This is a genomic window from Nocardioides flavescens (assembly GCF_009823805.1).
GTDB lineage: Bacteria > Actinomycetota > Actinomycetes > Propionibacteriales > Nocardioidaceae > Nocardioides > Nocardioides flavescens.
Genome location: NZ_WUEK01000002.1, coordinates 181,386 through 198,732, shown reverse-complemented (window position 1 = coordinate 198,732; position 17,347 = coordinate 181,386). Strand labels below are relative to the sequence as shown.

Genomic DNA, 17,347 nt, shown 5'->3' with positions numbered 1-17,347 from the left:
GTGTCTCCTCGTCCCGGCGCAGCGCGCTCAGGACTGCTCGAGGATGGTGAAGTCGGGCTCGGCGACGTCCTCGTCGACGTAGCCGGCCTCCTTCATGAGGTCGAACAGCTCGGTCTCGCTGTCGACCCAGGCCTGGTCGAGGTAGGTCGTGTCGACGAACCAGTCGTACTTGGTGCTGACCCAGTCCTTGATGAACGCCTTCTGCTCGGGCGTCTCGGCCGCGAAGTCCTCGGGGTAGGCGTCGATGATCTCGTCGCGGTGCTCGGCCCACTCCTGGACGCCGCGGTTCCAGACCTCGATGAGGAACGCCGCCTCCTCGGGGTTCTTCTCCACCCAGGCCTTGCGGGCCACGAAGACGTTGTTCTGCGGGTGCGTCACCTGGTCGGGGTCGCTCGAGAAGTTCTCGGCGTAGATCTGCGAGACCGACTTGGAGTCGTAGAGCGGCTTGACCGCACCGCTCGAGAGCTGGGCGATCGAGAAGTCGGGCAGGAGCAGCCCGGCGTCGGCGTCGCCGCGCTCGATGAGGGCCGCGGCGTTCTGCGGGTCGGTGACGACGAGCTCGAAGTCGCCGCCGCCGGCGCGCAGGTCGAGGTCGCAGAACTCGCGGGCGTAGACGCCCCACATGATCGTGATCGAGACCGCGCTGTGGGTGACGATCCGCTTGCCCTTCAGGTCGCAGATCGTCTGTGCGTCGCTGTCGGCCGGGACGGCCAGGATGCTGCGGTCGGAGTTGAACTTGCCGAAGATGGTGGCCTCCTCCCCCGTCTGCTCCTCGAGGTCGGGCACCTCGTAGGACGCGGCGGACACCACGTCGGCGTGGCCGCCGGCGTAGACGCCGAACTCGTCCCACGACGAGGAGGTCTCGATGCGGATGCCCGCCTCGTCCTCCATCTCCTCCTTGATGCCCTGGTCCGTCAGCCACTTCCAGACCGGGTCGGGAGCCATCACCATGCTCACCGTGCCGTCGGCGTCCGTGGCCTCGCCCGAGCCGGAGGCGGCACCGGGTCGGCTGCCGCAGCCCGAGGCCAGCAGGGCGACGACGCCGGCGACGGCCAGGGCTCGGCGGGCGGTGGTGGTGGTGCGCGGTGCGGTCATGAGATGCCTCTCGGTGTGCGGGGCAGGAGCGGACGGAGCTGGAGGTCGGGACGACCTGGAGCCGGGGCGGAGCTCCGGCGTGGGCGCCGCGTGTGACGCACGACACGACGCCAATGACCGGAGTCAAGCATTTTGTGCATGGTCTGCACCGGGGGCTCGGCGCAGAAACTCCTGATCAGCCCACAGGCCGCACGTCGCTTGACGAATCGGGCACCGCGTCCTACGTTCGTAATGCATAAGTTATGCATCACGGGTGCGCCAGGAGCGCACTCTCGGGGACCACAGGAGACGACGTGAGCAGCACAGGGGCGCGCCGGGCGGCGACCAGCACGACCGTGGCGGAGGCGGCCGGCGTCTCCCAGTCGACGGTCTCGCGGGCGCTGCGGGGCGACCCGCGGGTGCGCGTCGAGACCCGCCGACTGGTGGCGGAGACCGCCGAGCGGCTCGGCTACCGCCCCGCGTGGCTGGCGCCACCCGAGCCCGCTCCGGCCCGCACGGTCGGCGTGGTCGTCTCCGACCTCACCAACCCGTTCTTCCCCGCGCTGATGAACCCGGTGCACGACGAGCTGCGCATCCTGGGCTACGGCGTGAGCCTGTTCGCGGAGCGCACCGACATCCCGACGGGGCAGCAGGCGCTGCACCAGCTCCTCGACCGCTCGATCGCCGGTGTCCTCGCGACGACGGCGACGCTGGACTCGCGTCTGCACGAGACCCTCGGCGAGCGCGGTGTGCCGCTGGTCCTGCTCAACCGCTACGTCGACGGTCTCGACGTCGATCGCGTCGTGGCGGACAACGAGCGCGGTGGCGCGGCCGCCGCGCGTCACCTGACCGACCTCGGCCACCGCCGCATCGGCGTGGTGCGGGGACCGGCGAACACCTCGACGAGTCGCGACCGCTTCTCGGGCGCGCTCACCGCCCTCGCCGCCGCGGGGGCCGAGCCCGATGCGCGCCTGGTGCGCGAGGGGCCCTACACCCACCAGTCCGGCTACCAGCACGCGCTGAGCCTGCTTCGATCGCCCGAGCCCCCGACCGCCCTGCTCTGCGGCAACGACGTGATCGCGTTCGGCGCCATCGACGCCGCCCGCTCGCTCGGCCTCTCGGTGCCCGACGACATCTCGATCGTGGGCTACGACGACGTCCCCATGGCGGCCTGGGAGGTGTTCCAGCTGACGACCGTCCGGCAACCGCTGGACGAGATGGCCCGCACCGCCGCTCGGCTCCTGGTCGAACGGCTGGAGTACGCCGGGGACGTCGGCGGTGGTCGCGAGCGGCTGTTCGCGACGAGCCTGGTGACCCGGGCGACCACCCGGGCGGTGCGCGACCGGGCGGGGACCTAGGGCGCGTTCCATCACGACCTCCTCCCGAGTGACCTGCGGCCGGCCGACGGACCCGACCAGTGCTGTGCGTCACAGCCTCACGGGGCCACCCGGCCGCCACCATGTGGCGTCCTCCAGTCCGAGCGAGCGTCGCTGGGTGGAGCCACATCGGCAGTGCCTCCAGAGCACGGGAGCGTGGTCAGGGTGACCACGTCAGCGCTCGACCGGCCCACCGCTCCCCCGTCCGTCCTGCCGCAGTGGGCGCGCGAGGCCACCGACGGCCTCGACCTCCCCGGGCTGCGCGACCGCGTCATCGAGGCCGACCTGGCCGCGGCGTTCGACGACCTGCGCGAGCACGCGGCGTTCGTGCCGGCGCTGCGGGCCAGCGTGGAGGAGAACCTGCACCACCTGCGCGACGTCCTGGCGGGCCGGGTCGCCGCCACCTCGGTCCTGCTCGACGAGCCCGTCGCGCTCGCCGGGCTGCAGGCCAGGCTGCGGCTGCCCCAGACCGCCGTGCAGCGCAGCTACCGCGTCGGGTTCGCCACGATGTGGGAGGCCTGGAGCGAGCGCCTGGTCGAGCAGGCGGAGACCAGTGGCGTGGCTCGCGGCGAGGGCCTCGCCGCACTGCGCACCATGACCACGCTCCTGCTCGGCTACCAGGACCACGTCGCGTCCCAGGTCGCCGACACCTTCGCCCGGGCCGACAGCGCCCTCAGCCGCTCACGGGAGCAGGTCCGCGCCGGCCTGGTGCGCCACCTGCTGCGGGCCGACGCCCCGCCGCTCTCCCCGGCCGACCTCGCCCTGCTCGACTACCCCGTCGACGCACAGCACCTCGCCGTCCTGCTGCCGGGGGTGCCCGAAGGCGCGGTCCGTCCGCATCTCACCGCGCTGCGCGAGGCCACCCACACCCGCGACGCGCTGGTGCACCCGGTCGACCTGTCGAGCACGGTCCTGTGGCTGGCACAGCAGGGCTGCCCGGGGTGGCGCGCCCGCGCCGCCGAGCAGGTGGTGGACTGTCTGCGTGTCCAGGAGGTCGAGGCGTGCGTCAGTCAGCCGGCGTCCGGTCTCGACGGACTGCGACGCACGTGGGCGCAGGTCCACGACGTGCAGCGCATCCGTGCCGCGTGGGCGCCCGTGCCCCCTGAGCGACTCGCCTACGACGACGTCGGTCTCGAGGTCATGCTGATGGCCGACCCGGTCCGTGCCCGCGCGTTCGTCGAGGCCGAGCTCGGCGAGCTGGGGGTCGCGGACCCCCTCGCCGAGCGGCTCCGCGAGACCGTGGAGGCCTCGCACCGGTTCGGGTCCCACATCGTGACCGCCGAGCACCTCCACCTGCACGAGCACACCGTGCGCAACCGGCTCCAGCGCGCCGCCGAGCTGCTCGGGCGACCGCTGACCGAGCGTCGCACCGAGCTGCAGGTCGCGCTCCGTCTCTGCCGCGTGCTCGCCCGAGGCGGGGTGTGACCGGCGGCGGCCCCCGGGACGCCGGTCCGGCCCGTCTGCTGCTGGTCGCCTGCCTGGTCGCCGGCTCGGCCGGCTGGGCGCTGACCGCCCCGGGTGCCGCCGCCGGCCAGACGGCAGAGGCCTACGGGACCGGCCTCGTGTGGGTCGGTCTGCTGTCTTCGGCCCTGGCCGCGCCGTACGCCGCTCTGCAGCTGCCGAGCGGGCTGCTCGTCGACCGCCTGGGCGTGCGGGCGGCCACCTCCGCCGGCCTCACCCTGGTCGTCCTCGCCCACGTCGCGGCGCTGGTCGCTCCCCTACCCTGGCTCGCGCTGGTGGCCCGGGCGCTGTCCGGGGCCGGGTACGCCGTCTGCTTCGTCTCCGGCGCGGAGCTCGCCCGCCGCAGCGGCACCGGCGCCCGTGGCACCGGTCTGTTCGGCGGCGTGGCCCTGGCGACCTCCGGCTTCGCGGTGCTCACCGTGCCGCTCGTCGCCCACCTCGTGGGCTGGCGCTCGTCGTGGCTGACGACGCTGGTCGTGACAGCAGTGGCGCTGGTGCTCGTGCTGACCCTGCCGCGCGAGCGCCCGGGCGAGCACCGCCCGCCGGCGCCGGAAGGGGCCGGGGCCCGCCCGCCGTCGGTCCTGCGCGACGCCCAGCTCTTCCGGCTCGCCGCGGTCCACGCGATGACGCTGGGGCTCGGGCTGATCCTGTCGTCGTGGGCGACCACCCTGCTCGAGGACGTCTGGTCGTTCGGGCCGACGTCCGCCGCGGTGGCCGGCGCGTGCGTCCTCGGGCTATCGGTCGTCAGCCGACCGCTCGGGGGCCAGCTCGTCGCGGCCCACCCCGCGCGGACCCGCGCGCTGTGGGTGCTGACACTCGTGGTGTGCGCCGCCGCCACGCTCGCCCTGGCGTGGCGCTCGACCCCGGTGGTCGCCTTCGCCGCCGTGGCCGTGCTCGGCGTCGTCGGCGGGATCCCGTTCGCGAGCGTCGTGCAGGCCGCGCAGCGACGACAGCCCACCCGACCCGCCGCGGCGGTCGGCGCCATGAACACCGTCGCGTTCGGACTCGTCGTCACGGCCACCCCGGCCGTCGGGTGGGCGGTGGACCACGACCACGCGCGCGCGGCCGTGATCACGATCGCCGTCGCCTGGCTGCTCCCGCTGCTGGTGCTCCCTTCCCGTCCCCCAGGCCAGCCCGGGCGGCCGGACGCGCCGCGTCAGCGCGAGGCCGCCGCCGGCTGAGGCGTCGCCAGCGCGTCCGCCACCTCGTCCGCGCCCAGCGCCACGCTCAGCTCGGCGAGGGTGCGCACCTCGCCGGTCGACACTCCTAGGAGCTGCTCGATCCGGCGCACCCGGAGCCCGACGGTGTTGGCGTGGACGAAGAGCGCCGCCGCGGTCGCCGCCGTGTTGAGGTCGTGGGCGAGGTAGGTGCGCAGGGTCAGCTCGAGGACCGTGCCGCGAGCCCGGTCGTGCTCGCGCACCGGGGCGAGCACCTCCTCGGCGAAGCGCCGCAGCTCGGCTGCGTCCTCGAGCTGGAGCAGCAGACCGTGCAGACCGAGGCTGCCGTAGCTCGCGACGGCGCCGGTCTCGCCCCGTGCGCGGGCGAGCGTCGCGGCCCCGCGGGCCCGGCGGTAGGCCACGGGGTAGTCCGTCAGCGTTGCGCACGCCGGCGAGACCGCCAGGACCACCTCGTCCGCGAGGTCGAGGCGGGCGACCTGGCGGTGCAGCTCGACCGCGCTGTCCAGCGCGGTCACGTCCCCGGCGGCCGGCCAGAGCAGCACCACGTCGTCGCCGACAGAGCCCACGAGCGCCGGCGGCTGGGGGCGGGTGGCGTGCGAGCGCGCCACGGAGAAGACCCGCGCGGCGGGGGCGCGGCGGCCACCGCCCTGCACGACGACCAGGGCGTGGGGTGCGGTGAGGTCCATCCCCAGTCGCGCGGCGCGCTCGGCGACGCTCAGCATCCCCAGGGAACTGCCGGTGACGAGGTCGGCCACGATCTCCCCCGACACCCTCCACTCGACCTCCAGGGCCGTGCGGGCGCGCAGCACCTCGAGCGCCGAGACGGTCGCCGCGTGCTCGAGAGCGCGTACGTCGAGCGGCGGCAGCGGCGTCGCCCCGCGCGGGACCCAGATCCGCGCGACCGTGTCGGAACCCAGGACCACGGGGGTGGAGCGCGCCTGCGCGTCCTCCGCGACGAGAGGCACGTCCGCCCGCTCGGCCCGGGCGAGCTCGACGCCCGACGGCTCCTCGGTGACCACCACGGTGGTGCCGAGGAGGTCGGCGAGCGAGGCGGCCACCCCGGTGACACCTCCGCCGCGCAGGGCGACCTGGGTCAGCTGCTCGTGCACCGCCTCCCCGCGGGCGAGCAGCTGGTGCTGCGCCTCCATGGCGGTGTTCGCGCTCGTGAGGTCCTCGATCGTGCTCGCCTCGCGCTCGCGCAGGCGCGCGGTCTCGATGGCCACCCCCGCCTGGTCGGCCAGGAGCGCCAGCAGCTCCTCCTCGTCCGGGCCGAACCGGTGGGGCTCGCGGGTGTAGCAGTTCAGGGTGGCGACGCAGGTGTCGGAGGCCTTCACCGGCACCGAGACCATCGAGCGGTAGCCCTGCTCGCGCGCGACCCCGCCCCAGGGCGAGAAGGCCCCGTCGGCCAGCGTGTCGGGCACCTGCACCGACGTCCCGGACAGGAACGCACGGCTCGAGGGCGCGAGCACGGCCTCGTCGACAGCCAGCGCCACCGGCCGCTCGGCGTTGACCTGGTGCACGTAGTCGGACGAGAGGCCGTGGGCACCGGTGATGAGCAGCACGCGGCCGTCCGCGCTCGGGAGCAGCACGGCGCAGAAGTCGTAGCCCAGCAGGTTCGCCGCGGTCTGGGCGACCAGGTCGAGCACCTCGGGCAGTGAGGCGGGGCGATTGAGCACCCGGGCGATCTCGGCGACCGCCTCGAGCCAGGGGCGCAGCCGCTCGGCTCCGGCGTTGCGCTCGTCGTTCCTGTGCTCCATCCGGCGACTGTGCCACGCCACCGGGTCTGACGCCAGGGCTGTGCAGCAACACATGGGAGCGCGGTGTCGTTGCGGTCAGGCTGGCTGCATGAGCGAGCAGAGCGAACCCGAGGCCGTGGACCCCGGCCAACCCGGACCTGGCTCCGACGTGCACGTCGTGACCGCCTCCGACCTGTCCACCGACACCCCGCAGACGAAGGGGCTGCAGAGGTTCGAGGCGCTGTCCGCGAGGCGGCTCGGCACCCGTGACCTGTGGATGGGCCTGTCGGTGCTGCCGCCCGGCCGCCGCACCGGGGTCCACCACCACGGCGAGTCCGAGACGGGCCTCTACGTGCTCAGCGGCGTCGGTCGCTGGTGGGTCGGCGACGAGCTCGGCGAGCCTCGGGAGGCCCACCCCGGCGACTTCGTCTTCATCGCGCCCCACGTCGTGCACTGGGAGGAGAACGCCAGCGACACCGAGCCGGTCCGGATGGTCGTCGCCCGCACCACCCAGGACGCGATCGTGGTCAACCTCCCCGACCACCCGGCTGCCCCGGAGGTCGACGGCGAGCGGTTCGACCATGACTGAGGGGCGCGCGGTCGTCGTCGGAGGCTCCTTCGCCGGCCTGACCACCGCACTCCTGCTGCGCGAGCAGGGGTTCCAGGTCGACGTGTTCGAGCGGACGCCGACCTACCTCGACGGTCGCGGCGGAGGCATCGTCCTGCAGCCCGACACGGTGCGCTGGATCGTGGAGCGACCCCACCCCTTCTCACTCGAGGAGGTCAGCATCGGCTCGACCTGCACGCGCTACCTCGGCCCCGGCAACACCATCGCCTTCGAGGAGCCCGCGGCCTGGCGGTTCAGCTCGTGGACGACGCTCTACCGGATCCTGCTCGACGACTTCGGCACCCGGGACTACCACCTCGGGGAGTCAGCGGTGGGCGTCGGCCAGGACGCCGACTCCGCCGAGGTGCGGTTCCTGAGCGGACGTCGCGAGCGCGCCGACCTGGTGGTGTTCGCCGACGGGATCTCGTCGGTGGGCCGCCGCCGGCTGCAGCCCGACGTGCGCCCGCGCTACGCCGGGTACGTCGGCTGGCGGGGCACCGTCCTCGAGCGCGAGGTCTCGGTCGAGACGGCCGACCTCATCCACGACGCGACCGTCTACACGGTGGTGCCCGGCTCGCACATGTGCGCCTACCCCATCCCTGCGGTCGACGGCGGGCTCGCGCGAGGCGACCGGCAGCTCAACTACGTGTGGTACCGCAACGTCGCCGAGGGCCCCGCCCTCGACGAGATGGTGACCGACCTGCGCGGGGTCCCCGCCCCGGTGTCGGTCCACCCGGGTCAGGTGCAGCAGCGCTACGTCGACGAGATGCGCGCCGAGGCGGCGGAGCTGCTGCCGCCCGCGTCGGCCGAGCTGGTCAAGCGCACCGAGCAGCCCTACATCCAGGTCGTGCTGGACATCGGTGTCGAGCGGATGAGCCACGGGCGGGTCGCCCTGGTCGGCGACGCGGCGTTCGCAGCCCGTCCGCACGCCGCCGCGGGGACGGCCAAGGCGGCCTCCGACGCATGGGCGCTGGCCGTGGCCCTCGCCGAGGCGCCCGACGTGCCGACCGCTCTGGCCCGGTGGGAGCCCGACCGGCTCGCCCTCGGTCGCGACCTGCTGTCGCGGGTCGCCGCCATGGGGTCGCGCTCGCAGGTCACCGACACCTGGGACCCAGCGGACCCGGCCCTGCACTTCGGCCTCTACGGCCCGGACCGGTAGGCCGGGAGGCCGGCTAGCGGGTCGCCTCCATCATCTGCCGCAGCTCCTTCTTGAGCTCGCCGATCTCGTCGCGCAGCCGGGCGGCGACCTCGAACTGCAGCTCGGCGGCCGCCGAGCGCATCTGGTCGGTGAGGTCCTGGATGAGGTTGGCCAGGTCGGAGCTCGGCATGCCGGCCAGGTCGGCGGCGTGGTGCCCGGCGGCCTTCTCGCCCAGGACCGGGGTGGGCTGGCGGGTCTTGGCCTTGACGCCGCCCGCGCGGCCCTTGGCCTCGGTGCCCGCCCAGGTGGCGAGGAGCTCCTGGGTCGACTCGTCCTCGCGCGCCAGCATGTCGGTGATGTCGGCGATCTTCTTGCGCAGCGGGGTCGGGTCGATGCCGTGCTCGGTGTTGTAGGCGATCTGGATCGCGCGGCGCCGGTTGGTCTCGTCGATCGCCGCCTCCATCGAGGGGGTGATCTTGTCGGCGTACATGTGCACCTCGCCCGACACGTTGCGGGCCGCGCGACCGATCGTCTGGATGAGCGACTTGTCCGAGCGCAGGAACCCCTCCTTGTCGGCGTCCAGGATCGCCACGAGCGACACCTCGGGGAGGTCGAGGCCCTCGCGGAGCAGGTTGATGCCGACGAGGACGTCGTACTCCCCCAGCCGCAGGTCGCGCAGCAGCTCGATGCGCTTGAGGGTGTCGACCTCGGAGTGGAGGTAGCGGGTGCGGATGCCGGCGTCGAGGAGGTAGTCGGTGAGGTCCTCCGACATCTTCTTGGTCAAGGTCGTGACCAGGACGCGCTCGTTCTTGTCCACCCGCTCGCGGATCGAGCCGATCAGGTCGTCGATCTGGCCCTTGGTCGGCTTGACGACGACCTGCGGGTCGACCAGCCCGGTCGGGCGGATGATCTGCTCGACGACGTGCGGCGGGGTGTTGCCACCGACCTTGTCGAGCTCGTAGTTGCCCGGGGTCGCGGAGAGGTAGATCGTCTGCCCGATCCGCTCGAGGAACTCCTCCCAGCGCAGCGGCCGGTTGTCCATCGCGCTGGGCAGCCGGAAGCCGTGGTCGACCAGGTTGCGCTTGCGCGACATGTCGCCCTCGTACATGCCGCCGATCTGCGGCACGGCCACGTGGGACTCGTCGACGACCAGGACGAAGTCCTCGGGGAAGTAGTCGAGCAGGGTGTTGGGCGCCGAGCCCCGGGTGCGTCCGTCCATGTGCATCGAGTAGTTCTCGATGCCGGCGCAGGAACCGACCTGGCGCATCATCTCGATGTCGTAGGTCGTGCGCATCCGCAGCCGCTGGGCCTCGAGGAGCTTGCCCTCCTTCTCGAACTGGGCCAGCCGCTCCTCCAGCTCGAGCTCGATGCCGCGGATCGCGCGCTCCATCCGCTCCGGGCCGGCGACGTAGTGGGTGGCCGGGAAGACGTAGAGCTCGGGGTCCTCGGTGATCACCTCGCCGGTGACGGCGTGCAGCGTCATCAGCCGCTCGATCTCGTCGCCGAAGAACTCGATGCGGACCTGGTGCTCCTCGTAGACCGGGAAGATCTCGAGGGTGTCGCCGCGGACCCGGAAGTTGCCGCGGGCGAAGCTCATGTCGTTGCGGGTGTACTGCATCTCGACCAGGCGCCGCAGGATCCCGTCGCGGTCGTGCTCCTCGCCGACCTTGAGCCGCAGCATCCGGTCGACGTACTCCTGCGGGGTGCCGAGGCCGTAGATGCAGGAGACGGTGGCGACCACGATGACGTCGCGCCGGGTCAGCAGCGAGTTGGTCGCCGAGTGGCGCAGCCGCTCGACCTCCTCGTTGATCGAGGAGTCCTTCTCGATGTAGGTGTCGGTCTGGGGGACGTAGGCCTCGGGCTGGTAGTAGTCGTAGTAGGAGACGAAGTACTCCACCGCGTTGTCCGGGAAGAGCTGGCGCAGCTCGTTGGCGAACTGGGCGGCCAGCGTCTTGTTGGGCTGCATGACCAGGACCGGGCGCTGCAGCTGCTCGGCGACCCAGGCCACGGTCGCCGTCTTGCCGGTGCCGGTCGCGCCGAGCAGCACGACGTCCTGCTCGCCGCCCTGGATCCGGCGCGAGATCTCCTTGATCGCGGCGGGCTGGTCGCCCGAGGGCTCGTAGTCTGACTTGACCTCGAACGGCGCCACCCGGCGCTCGAGATCGGTGACTGGACGCATGCTCCGAGACTACGACCGGCCACCGACAACGCCCTCGGGTCGAGGCTTCCCACCCAGGCTGGACGCGGTGAGGATGGGCCCGTGGACCAGGCTGCGGATCCGTCGGACCCGGTCGAGCGGCTCCGACGCATCGCCCTCGCCCTGCCCGAGGTCACCGAGAAGGTCAGCCACGGGGAGGTCGCCTTCTTCTGCCGCAGGCAGTTCGTGATGCTCGACGAGCACCACCACCGGCCCGAGCACGACCCGCCGCGGCTGGCGGCCTGGTGCGCCGCCGCGCCCGGGATGCAGGCCGAGCTCGTGGGCAGCGACCCGGGCCGGTTCTTCGTGCCGCCGTACGTCGGTCACCGCGGCTGGGTCGGCGTCCGCCTCGACGAGGTGGACGGGCACGGTCCGGACTGGGACGAGGTGGCCGAGATCGTCACCGACGCGTGGCGCCACGTCGCCCCGGTCACCCTGCGCCGCCGCCTCGACGCGGACGCGGCACCGGACGATTGACGACTCACTAGATTGAGGGGGTGAGCAGGCGCGCGGACGTGGTCGACCAGGTGATCTGCTGGACCCGGCGCACGCTGCTGGCCGTCTTCGGGGTGCCCGTCGTGATCGGCGTAGCGATGAGCCTGGTCGACTCCTACCGCCGCCGGGGCAAGAAGCCGAAGCCCTTCCCGACCACGCCGCCCACCCCGGTCGAGGTCGGCGAGGGCACGGTCACGACCTACACCTACGGCCGTGACCTCTACGAGGACATGCTCGCCGCGATCGGCCGCGCCGAGCGCCAGATCCTCTTCGAGACCTACATCTGGAAGGGCGACGAGGTCGGCGAGCGGTTCAAGCACGCTCTCGCCGCGGCGGCCGACCGCGGCGTCGAGGTCTGCTGCATCTACGACGGGTTCGCCAACCTCGTGGTCAGCCCCCGGTTCAAGCACTTCCCGGCCAACGTCAAGGTGCTGCGCTACCCCGTCTACGCCGCCGGTCTCCGCTTCTTCGACCTGCGCCGCTACGGCCGCGACCACCGCAAGATCCTGGTGGTCGACGACGCCGAGGCGTTCGTCGGCGGCTACAACATCGGGTCGGCGTACGAGACCGAGTGGCGCGACACCCACGTGCGGATCACCGGCCCCGGGGTGGCCGACCTGCGTCGCGCGTTCGCGGACTTCTGGAACCTGCACCGGCGCCGTCGCCTGCGCTCGAGCGAGCGCCCCCTGCTGGTCGAGGCCACGTCGACCTGGGAGCCGCACCTGCGGTTCCACCGCAACGTGCCGCGGCTGATGATGTTCCCGATCCGGGGGATGTACCTCGAGGCGATCAACCGCGCCAGCCGCACGATCTGGATCACGCAGGCCTACTTCATCCCCGACCAGGACTTCGTGGACGCCCTCAAGGTGGCGGCGGCCCGCGGGGTCGACGTGCGGGTGCTCGTGCCCCTGAAGTCCAACCACATCGTGGCCGACTGGCTCTCGCGCGGGTACTTCAGCCAGCTGCTCGAGGCCGGCGTGCGGATCTTCCGGTTCAAGGACGCGATGGTGCACGCCAAGACGGCGACCGTCGACGGCACCTGGTCGACGGTCGGGACCGCCAACATCGACCGGCTCAGCCTGCAGGGCAACTACGAGATCAACGTCGAGGTCATCGACCGCGACCTCGCCGGCCACCTGGAGCAGGTCTACCGCGTCGACGAGTCCAACAGCATCGAGCTGACCCGGGGCGAGTGGGAGGCCCGCGACCTGCACCGACGGTTCACGGAGATGGTGCTGCGCCCCCTGCGGCCGTTCCTGTAGAACCGTCGGACGCCGGTTCAGCTCTCGATCGAGGCCAGCAGCCGGTCCTGCCGGTCGGCCCCGGTCAGGTCGACCGCCCAGCCGCCGTCCTCGGTCGCAGCCCCGCACGGCCGGGGGCTGGCGTCGAAGTCCTCCTTGGGCTTGAGGCACGCCACGCTGAGCACGTCGCCCGGCACCTCGATCACCCGGCGCACCGTGCCCGCCTCACCGTCGTACGACACGTCCATGCCGAGCACGCGCACCAGGCCGCGGCCCTCGACCGTCTCGGTGGCGTCGCTGAGCCCGCCGTCGATGGTGTAGCTGAAGTAGAGGTCGGTCGCGGGGCTGCGCAGGCGGACGCGCTGGGGGTTGGTGCCGACGCTGTCGCGACGGGCGAGGACCTTGTTCTCCATCGAGCGCACCACGAGGTCGAGCGACTCGACGCCGCCCGGGGCGAGGTCCGGGTCGGAGGTGGTGAGGGTGAGCTCCGAGACCGGCTGGGCGCTGCGCAGCCAGGTCTGCACCTCCACCAGTCCGTCGTCGGTCACGGTGCTGAGGACGTAGAGCCCCTCGGCCGGGGCGTCCTCGGGCAGCGGCGGCACCGTGGCGGGCGCGGACGAGGCGTCCTCCGACGAGCTCGCGCCGGTCTCGTCGTCACCTCCGGCGAGGCGCAGCGCGACGATGACGACGGCGACCACCGCCACCACGGCGAGCAGGGTCCTGAGGGAGCGGCTCACGGACGAGGCACCGCCTTTCCACGGGGCTCGGCGACGACGACGGCGAGGTTCTGGTACCCGCCTGCGTCGGGGACGAAGGGACCGGCGCACGTGACGAGCACCAGCCGGCGCTCGCCCTCGGGCGAGTGGAGCCAGGAGCGGGCACCGAGGGTGCCGCGCGGGCGCAGCCACAGCGAGCGGACCGAGAAGGTCTGCTTGAGGCCCTGCGACCACACGACCAAGCGGTCGCCGGGTCGCACGCTCAGCAGGCTGGCGAACGGGCCGAGTCCCTGCGTCGTGCTGTCGACGTGGGCGGCCACGAGGGTGGAGCCGAACGGGTCGCCGAGGCGCGAGCCCCCGGTCCACCAGCCGGCGGTCTCGATGTCGCTGGGGACGTCGAGCACGCCGTTGGCCGTCGTACCGACGGATCGGATGCCCACCCGGCGTCCGTTGGGCAGCTGCACCCCCACGGGGGCCTGGGGCACCACCGCGCCGACGCGCTGCGCGACGCTCGCGGGGTCGCTCGTGGCCGGGGATGCCGCGGACTCCGCGGTCGACGGGACCGCGTCCGACCGCGGCGACCCTCCGACGGCACAGCCGGACACACCCACGGACAGGCCGAGCGCCGCCACGGCGGCGGTGCTCGCCAGCCGGGTGCGGAGAGCGCCGGGGCGGTTCAGCGGCCGGAGAACGTCCACACGCGCACCCCGTCGACCAGCCCGGCCGAGCCGGTGTCGATCTCGGTGGGCGCCTGGTCGCCGGAGGCCGTGGCCCCGCTGGTGCGGACGATGACGTTCATCGAGCCGTCCTGCGGGTTGCCGACGGCGTAGACCGCGGTCAGGGTGCCGGCCGCGAGGTCGACGTCGAGGGGGCCGAGGATCGGCGAGCCCTTGACCCCGGCGGGCAGCAGCGAGACCTCGTGCGGTCCGGCGGCGACGTCGGCCTCGGCGAACTCGCCGTTGGCGATGTTGGTGAAGACGGTCTGGCCGTCGACGACGACGTCGGCGGGCGCCGTGGTCGCGGTGTGGGCGAGGACGACACGCGCCTTGCCGGGTCCGATGGGCTCCGTCGGCGTCGGGAAGACGCTGATGGTCGGGGTGCCGCCGACCTCGGCGGGCCGGTGCACGACGACGTCGCTCGACTGTCCGGCCTCGACGTCGACGGTGGAGCTCCACTCGCCGCTGCCGTCGGAGACGGTCACCTCGTGCGAGCCGGGGGCCAGGTCGAGCGGACCGACGATCTTGCCCTCGGCGACCCCGCCCTGGACCTGCTCGCCGTCGACCGAGACGCTCATGGTCGCCTTCGGCACGGCCTGGACGATGGCGACCGAGCCGACAGCGGCCCGTGCCTGCGGCGCCTGCGGGACCACGGCGGGCGAGGCGTCGCTGGCGAAGCTGACGGTGGCGACGCCACCTGCGACGGCGAGAGCGGCGGCAGCGGTCGCTGCGCGGAACGTGCGAGTCTTCATGGATCCCCCTGTGATCCCCGTGTCATCCCCATGTGGTCCCCGTGTCGCGGAAGACCTCTCGGAAGCATCCGCCACCACAGGTTATCCAGCCTGGTCGAGCAGAAACCGGTCTGGTCCGCACGGCTCAGCGTGCGGGAAGGTGCGTACGCGGCGCCATGCGCGCCCCGTGGCGGGGCCGGTGCAGGCCCGCGAGGGCGAGCAGCGCGGGCACCCGTCCGCGGTGCGGGCGCCACGGCTCGAGGTAGGTCTCCATCTCGGCGTCGGTGAACGGCGTCCCGGTGAGCGCCCAGCCGACGTCCTTGGCGACGTGGTAGTCGCCGAACGACACCGCATCGGGGTCGCCGTGCGCCTTCTGACGCACCTCGGCGCTGGTCCAGACCCCGATGCCGGGGAGGCTCTGCAGGCGTCGGTCGGCCTCGTCGTGCGGGAGTCCCGCGGTGCGCTCGAGGGCCTCCGCGACCCGGGCGGCGGTCACGACCGCCCGGCTGCGCTGCGGGTCGACGTGCATGCGCAGCCATTCCCACGACGGCACGCGGCGCAGCGTGGCGGCGTCGGGCTGGACCCACAGCCCCACGTCGGCCCCGGCGCCCGGGGCACGCTCGCCGAAGCGGTGGACGAGCCGGCGGAACCCCGCGAACGCCTCCTGACCCGTGACCTTCTGCTCGATGATCGCCGGCACGAGGGCCTCCATCACCAGACCGCTGCGTCCGAGCCGGGTGTGCGGGTGGTGGCGCCACGCCTCGGCGACGACCGGGTGCCGGGGCTCGAAGCCCGACCAGTCGTCGTGGGCACCGAGCAGCCCCGGGACCGCCTCGAGGGCCCACGCGGCCCCCTCTCCCCACGCCTCTGCGTGCACCTCGTCGCGCCGCGCCTGCACCACCAGCGACGCGAGCCCCTCCGGGGTGCGCAGACCGCGCCAGACCCGGCCGGCCTCGTCGACGCGGAACGTCGGGTCGCTGCGACCGTGGCGGCCCTGGTGCAGGATCCGCACGACCGGGCACGGCCAGTCCGGCCGCCACACCCGACGCTGTCCCTGCACGGCGCCGAGCCTACGACCGGGCGCCGACGTCCGTCGTACCGCGCGTACTAGCGTGGCCGGGTGGCCCTCCTCCATCCGCGCGCGCAGCTCGTCCCGTCCAAGCAGGAGCTCATCGACGGGTGGCTGCCGACCCGCGGGTGGTGGGACGGCGTGAGCCGCACAACCCGCGCGGCGTTCCGCTTCGACGACCCGGCGGGCGAGGTCGGTCTCGAGGGGTTCGTGCTGGGGGCGGGGCCCGAGGTGCCGGACCTGTTCGTCCCGCTGTCCTACCGCGCCGAGCCCCTCGAGGACGCCGAGGAGCACCTCGTGGGCACGACCGAGCACTCGGTCCTGGGCACGCGGTGGGTCTACGACGCGTGTGCCGACCCCGTCTTCGCTCAGGTACTCGCGCGGGTCGTGCTGACCGGGGACCGGGGCGGCGACCGCGAGTTCACCGACGAGTCGGGGGCCCACCGGGTGGAGCCGACCAGCGCGCAGGTGCGCGGCGACGGCTCGGCCGAGACCACCCCCGAGGTCACCGAGGCCCGACCGTACGACGAGGGCCCGGTCACCGTCGTCGACGCCGGCGCCCTGCAGCTGGTCGTCGCGCGCGTCCTGGGCGAGGCGCCCGTCGCGGCCCAGCACCTGCACGCCACCTGGGACGGCGGCAGCGCGGTCCTCGCCGGGGTGCGGTGAGCCGCCTCCGGGTGATCGTCCTCAGGTGATCGAGAGGGCCAGCACGACGGCCCCCGCGGTGAGCACCACCGCGGGCAGGAGACGGCGACGCGCCGCGGGCTCGTGCAGCACCGCCGCACCCAGCACCACCCCGACGGCGATGCTGAGCTCGCGCAGGGCGGCGACGGCCGCGAGCGCACCGCTGGTCTGGGCGATCAGCACCAGGGCGTAGGCCAGCAGGGACACGGCGCCCCCGGCGAGCCCGGTCAGCAGCTGGCGCCGCGGCAGCCGCAGCAGTGCTCCCCTGCGCAGGGCGAGCGCCAGGAGCGGCAGCGGCCACGACATCAGCAGGAAGATCCAGCCGGCGTACGCCGCCACCTCGGCGCCGCCGCTGACCGCCAGCCCGTCGACGACCGTGTAGCCGGCGATCGCGACCCCCGTCGCGAGCGCGGCGACCAGGCCGCGGCGGCTCCCGCCGCCCCCGGCCACAGCCACGCCGACGAGCCCGCCGACCACCAGGGCGACGCCCACGAGCACCGCCGGTCCGGTGGGGCTGCGCGGCACGAAGAAGGACGCGACCGCGACCAGGGCGACCCCGCTGCCGCGCGCGATCGGGTAGGAGCGGCTCAGGTCGCCGTGCTCGTAGCTCAGCCAGAGCAGCAGCAGGTAGGCCACGTGCAGCGACGCCGACGTGCACGCCAGCGCGAGGTCGTGGCCGTCCGGCACCGGACGTGACACGACGAGCACGCCCCCGATCACCAGGGTCGCGACGCTGATGAGCGCGAACCCCACGAGCCGGTCGACCGCCGCGTGGGCCACGGCGTTCCAACCCGCGTGGAGCACCGCGGCGACGAGCACCAGCACGACCACCAGAGGTCCCGGGTCGAGGTGCACTCCCACTCCTCGCTCTCGGGTGTCGGTGCTCGGGTGTGGACTGTCCTCATGTTGCTCCCCCGACTCCGATCGG

16 protein-coding genes are annotated in these 17,347 nt (G+C 73.3%); 8 read left to right on the top strand and 8 right to left on the bottom strand.

Features of this window, described 5'->3' with window-relative positions; translation table 11 throughout:
- Positions 1-27: 27 nt before the first annotated feature.
- The gene (locus GRQ65_RS03635; protein ID WP_160875272.1) at positions 28-1,095 is read right to left on the bottom strand and encodes an ABC transporter substrate-binding protein; all 1,068 of its coding nucleotides are present in this window, start codon (positions 1,093-1,095) and stop codon (positions 28-30) included.
- Between the two features lie 293 nt (positions 1,096-1,388).
- On the opposite strand from GRQ65_RS03635, the gene GRQ65_RS03630 reads away from it, so the two are divergent.
- From GRQ65_RS03630 to GRQ65_RS03620, 3 genes are all read left to right on the top strand, one after another.
- On the top strand, positions 1,389-2,432 hold the full coding sequence (locus tag GRQ65_RS03630; RefSeq protein WP_160875270.1) for a substrate-binding domain-containing protein: 1,044 nt from the start codon (positions 1,389-1,391) through the stop codon (positions 2,430-2,432).
- Positions 2,433-2,615: 183 nt separating this feature from the next.
- A complete protein-coding gene (locus GRQ65_RS23770) occupies positions 2,616-3,875 on the top strand; it encodes an RsbRD N-terminal domain-containing protein (RefSeq protein WP_160875268.1) in 1,260 nt (419 codons plus the stop codon).
- Positions 3,872-5,092: an MFS transporter gene (locus GRQ65_RS03620; RefSeq protein ID WP_160875266.1), complete on the top strand. Its 1,221-nt coding sequence runs from the start codon at positions 3,872-3,874 to the stop codon at positions 5,090-5,092. The genes GRQ65_RS23770 and GRQ65_RS03620 overlap by 4 nt, the downstream gene beginning before the upstream one ends.
- Here GRQ65_RS03620 and GRQ65_RS03615 read toward each other — a convergent pair.
- A complete protein-coding gene (locus GRQ65_RS03615) occupies positions 5,068-6,846 on the bottom strand; it encodes a helix-turn-helix domain-containing protein (protein WP_160875264.1) in 1,779 nt (592 codons plus the stop codon). The genes GRQ65_RS03620 and GRQ65_RS03615 overlap by 25 nt on opposite strands.
- An 88-nt stretch (positions 6,847-6,934) precedes the next feature.
- On the opposite strand from GRQ65_RS03615, the gene GRQ65_RS03610 reads away from it, so the two are divergent.
- Positions 6,935-7,414: a cupin domain-containing protein gene (locus GRQ65_RS03610; RefSeq protein ID WP_160875262.1), complete on the top strand. Its 480-nt coding sequence runs from the start codon at positions 6,935-6,937 to the stop codon at positions 7,412-7,414.
- Positions 7,407-8,591, top strand: coding sequence for an FAD binding domain-containing protein (locus GRQ65_RS03605; RefSeq protein WP_160875260.1), 1,185 nt, complete (start codon positions 7,407-7,409; stop codon positions 8,589-8,591). The genes GRQ65_RS03610 and GRQ65_RS03605 overlap by 8 nt, the downstream gene beginning before the upstream one ends.
- 13 nt (positions 8,592-8,604) lie before the next feature.
- On the opposite strand, the gene uvrB is transcribed toward GRQ65_RS03605, so the two are convergent.
- Complete coding sequence (uvrB, locus tag GRQ65_RS03600; protein WP_160875258.1) at positions 8,605-10,749, bottom strand: excinuclease ABC subunit UvrB; 2,145 nt, start codon at positions 10,747-10,749, stop codon at positions 8,605-8,607.
- A gap of 81 nt (positions 10,750-10,830) precedes the next feature.
- On the opposite strand from uvrB, the gene GRQ65_RS03595 reads away from it, so the two are divergent.
- On the top strand, positions 10,831-11,244 hold the full coding sequence (locus GRQ65_RS03595; protein WP_160875256.1) for an MmcQ/YjbR family DNA-binding protein: 414 nt from the start codon (positions 10,831-10,833) through the stop codon (positions 11,242-11,244).
- Between the two features lie 20 nt (positions 11,245-11,264).
- The gene (locus GRQ65_RS03590) at positions 11,265-12,524 is read left to right on the top strand and encodes a phospholipase D-like domain-containing protein (protein ID WP_337191459.1); all 1,260 of its coding nucleotides are present in this window, start codon (positions 11,265-11,267) and stop codon (positions 12,522-12,524) included.
- Between the two features lie 17 nt (positions 12,525-12,541).
- Here the strand turns inward: GRQ65_RS03590 and GRQ65_RS03585 are convergent, their stop codons facing one another.
- From GRQ65_RS03585 to GRQ65_RS03570, 4 genes are all read right to left on the bottom strand, one after another.
- Positions 12,542-13,240, bottom strand: a complete 699-nt coding sequence (locus GRQ65_RS03585) for a hypothetical protein (protein ID WP_160875254.1) — start codon at positions 13,238-13,240, stop codon at positions 12,542-12,544.
- Positions 13,237-13,917, bottom strand: a complete 681-nt coding sequence (locus GRQ65_RS23765; RefSeq protein ID WP_160875252.1) for a sortase domain-containing protein — start codon at positions 13,915-13,917, stop codon at positions 13,237-13,239. The genes GRQ65_RS03585 and GRQ65_RS23765 overlap by 4 nt, the downstream gene beginning before the upstream one ends.
- Entirely contained in the window at positions 13,896-14,687 is a 792-nt protein-coding gene (locus GRQ65_RS03575; protein WP_160875250.1) for a DUF4397 domain-containing protein, read from the bottom strand. The genes GRQ65_RS23765 and GRQ65_RS03575 overlap by 22 nt, the downstream gene beginning before the upstream one ends.
- Before the next feature lie 124 nt (positions 14,688-14,811).
- Entirely contained in the window at positions 14,812-15,726 is a 915-nt protein-coding gene (locus tag GRQ65_RS03570; protein WP_160875248.1) for a DNA glycosylase family protein, read from the bottom strand.
- A 60-nt stretch (positions 15,727-15,786) separates the two neighbouring features.
- Between GRQ65_RS03570 and GRQ65_RS03565 the strand changes: the two genes are divergently transcribed.
- Entirely contained in the window at positions 15,787-16,401 is a 615-nt protein-coding gene (locus GRQ65_RS03565; protein WP_160875246.1) for a maltokinase N-terminal cap-like domain-containing protein, read from the top strand.
- Between the two features lie 21 nt (positions 16,402-16,422).
- Here the strand turns inward: GRQ65_RS03565 and GRQ65_RS03560 are convergent, their stop codons facing one another.
- Positions 16,423-17,274, bottom strand: coding sequence for an EamA family transporter (locus GRQ65_RS03560; protein WP_160875244.1), 852 nt, complete (start codon positions 17,272-17,274; stop codon positions 16,423-16,425).
- Between the last annotated feature and the right edge of the window lie 73 nt (positions 17,275-17,347).

Bases quoted from the DNA above. Each gene is read 5' to 3' on its own strand.
- GRQ65_RS03575 (WP_160875250.1), bottom strand. From the start codon at position 14,687: ATGAAGACTCGCACGTTCCGCGCAGCGACCGCTGCCGCCGCTCTCGCC.
- GRQ65_RS03615 (WP_160875264.1), bottom strand. From the start codon at position 6,846: ATGGAGCACAGGAACGACGAGCGCAACGCCGGAGCCGAGCGGCTGCGC.
- uvrB (WP_160875258.1), bottom strand. From the start codon at position 10,749: ATGCGTCCAGTCACCGATCTCGAGCGCCGGGTGGCGCCGTTCGAGGTC.
- GRQ65_RS03635 (WP_160875272.1), bottom strand. From the start codon at position 1,095: ATGACCGCACCGCGCACCACCACCACCGCCCGCCGAGCCCTGGCCGTC.
- GRQ65_RS03610 (WP_160875262.1), top strand. From the start codon at position 6,935: ATGAGCGAGCAGAGCGAACCCGAGGCCGTGGACCCCGGCCAACCCGGA.
- GRQ65_RS03605 (WP_160875260.1), top strand. From the start codon at position 7,407: ATGACTGAGGGGCGCGCGGTCGTCGTCGGAGGCTCCTTCGCCGGCCTG.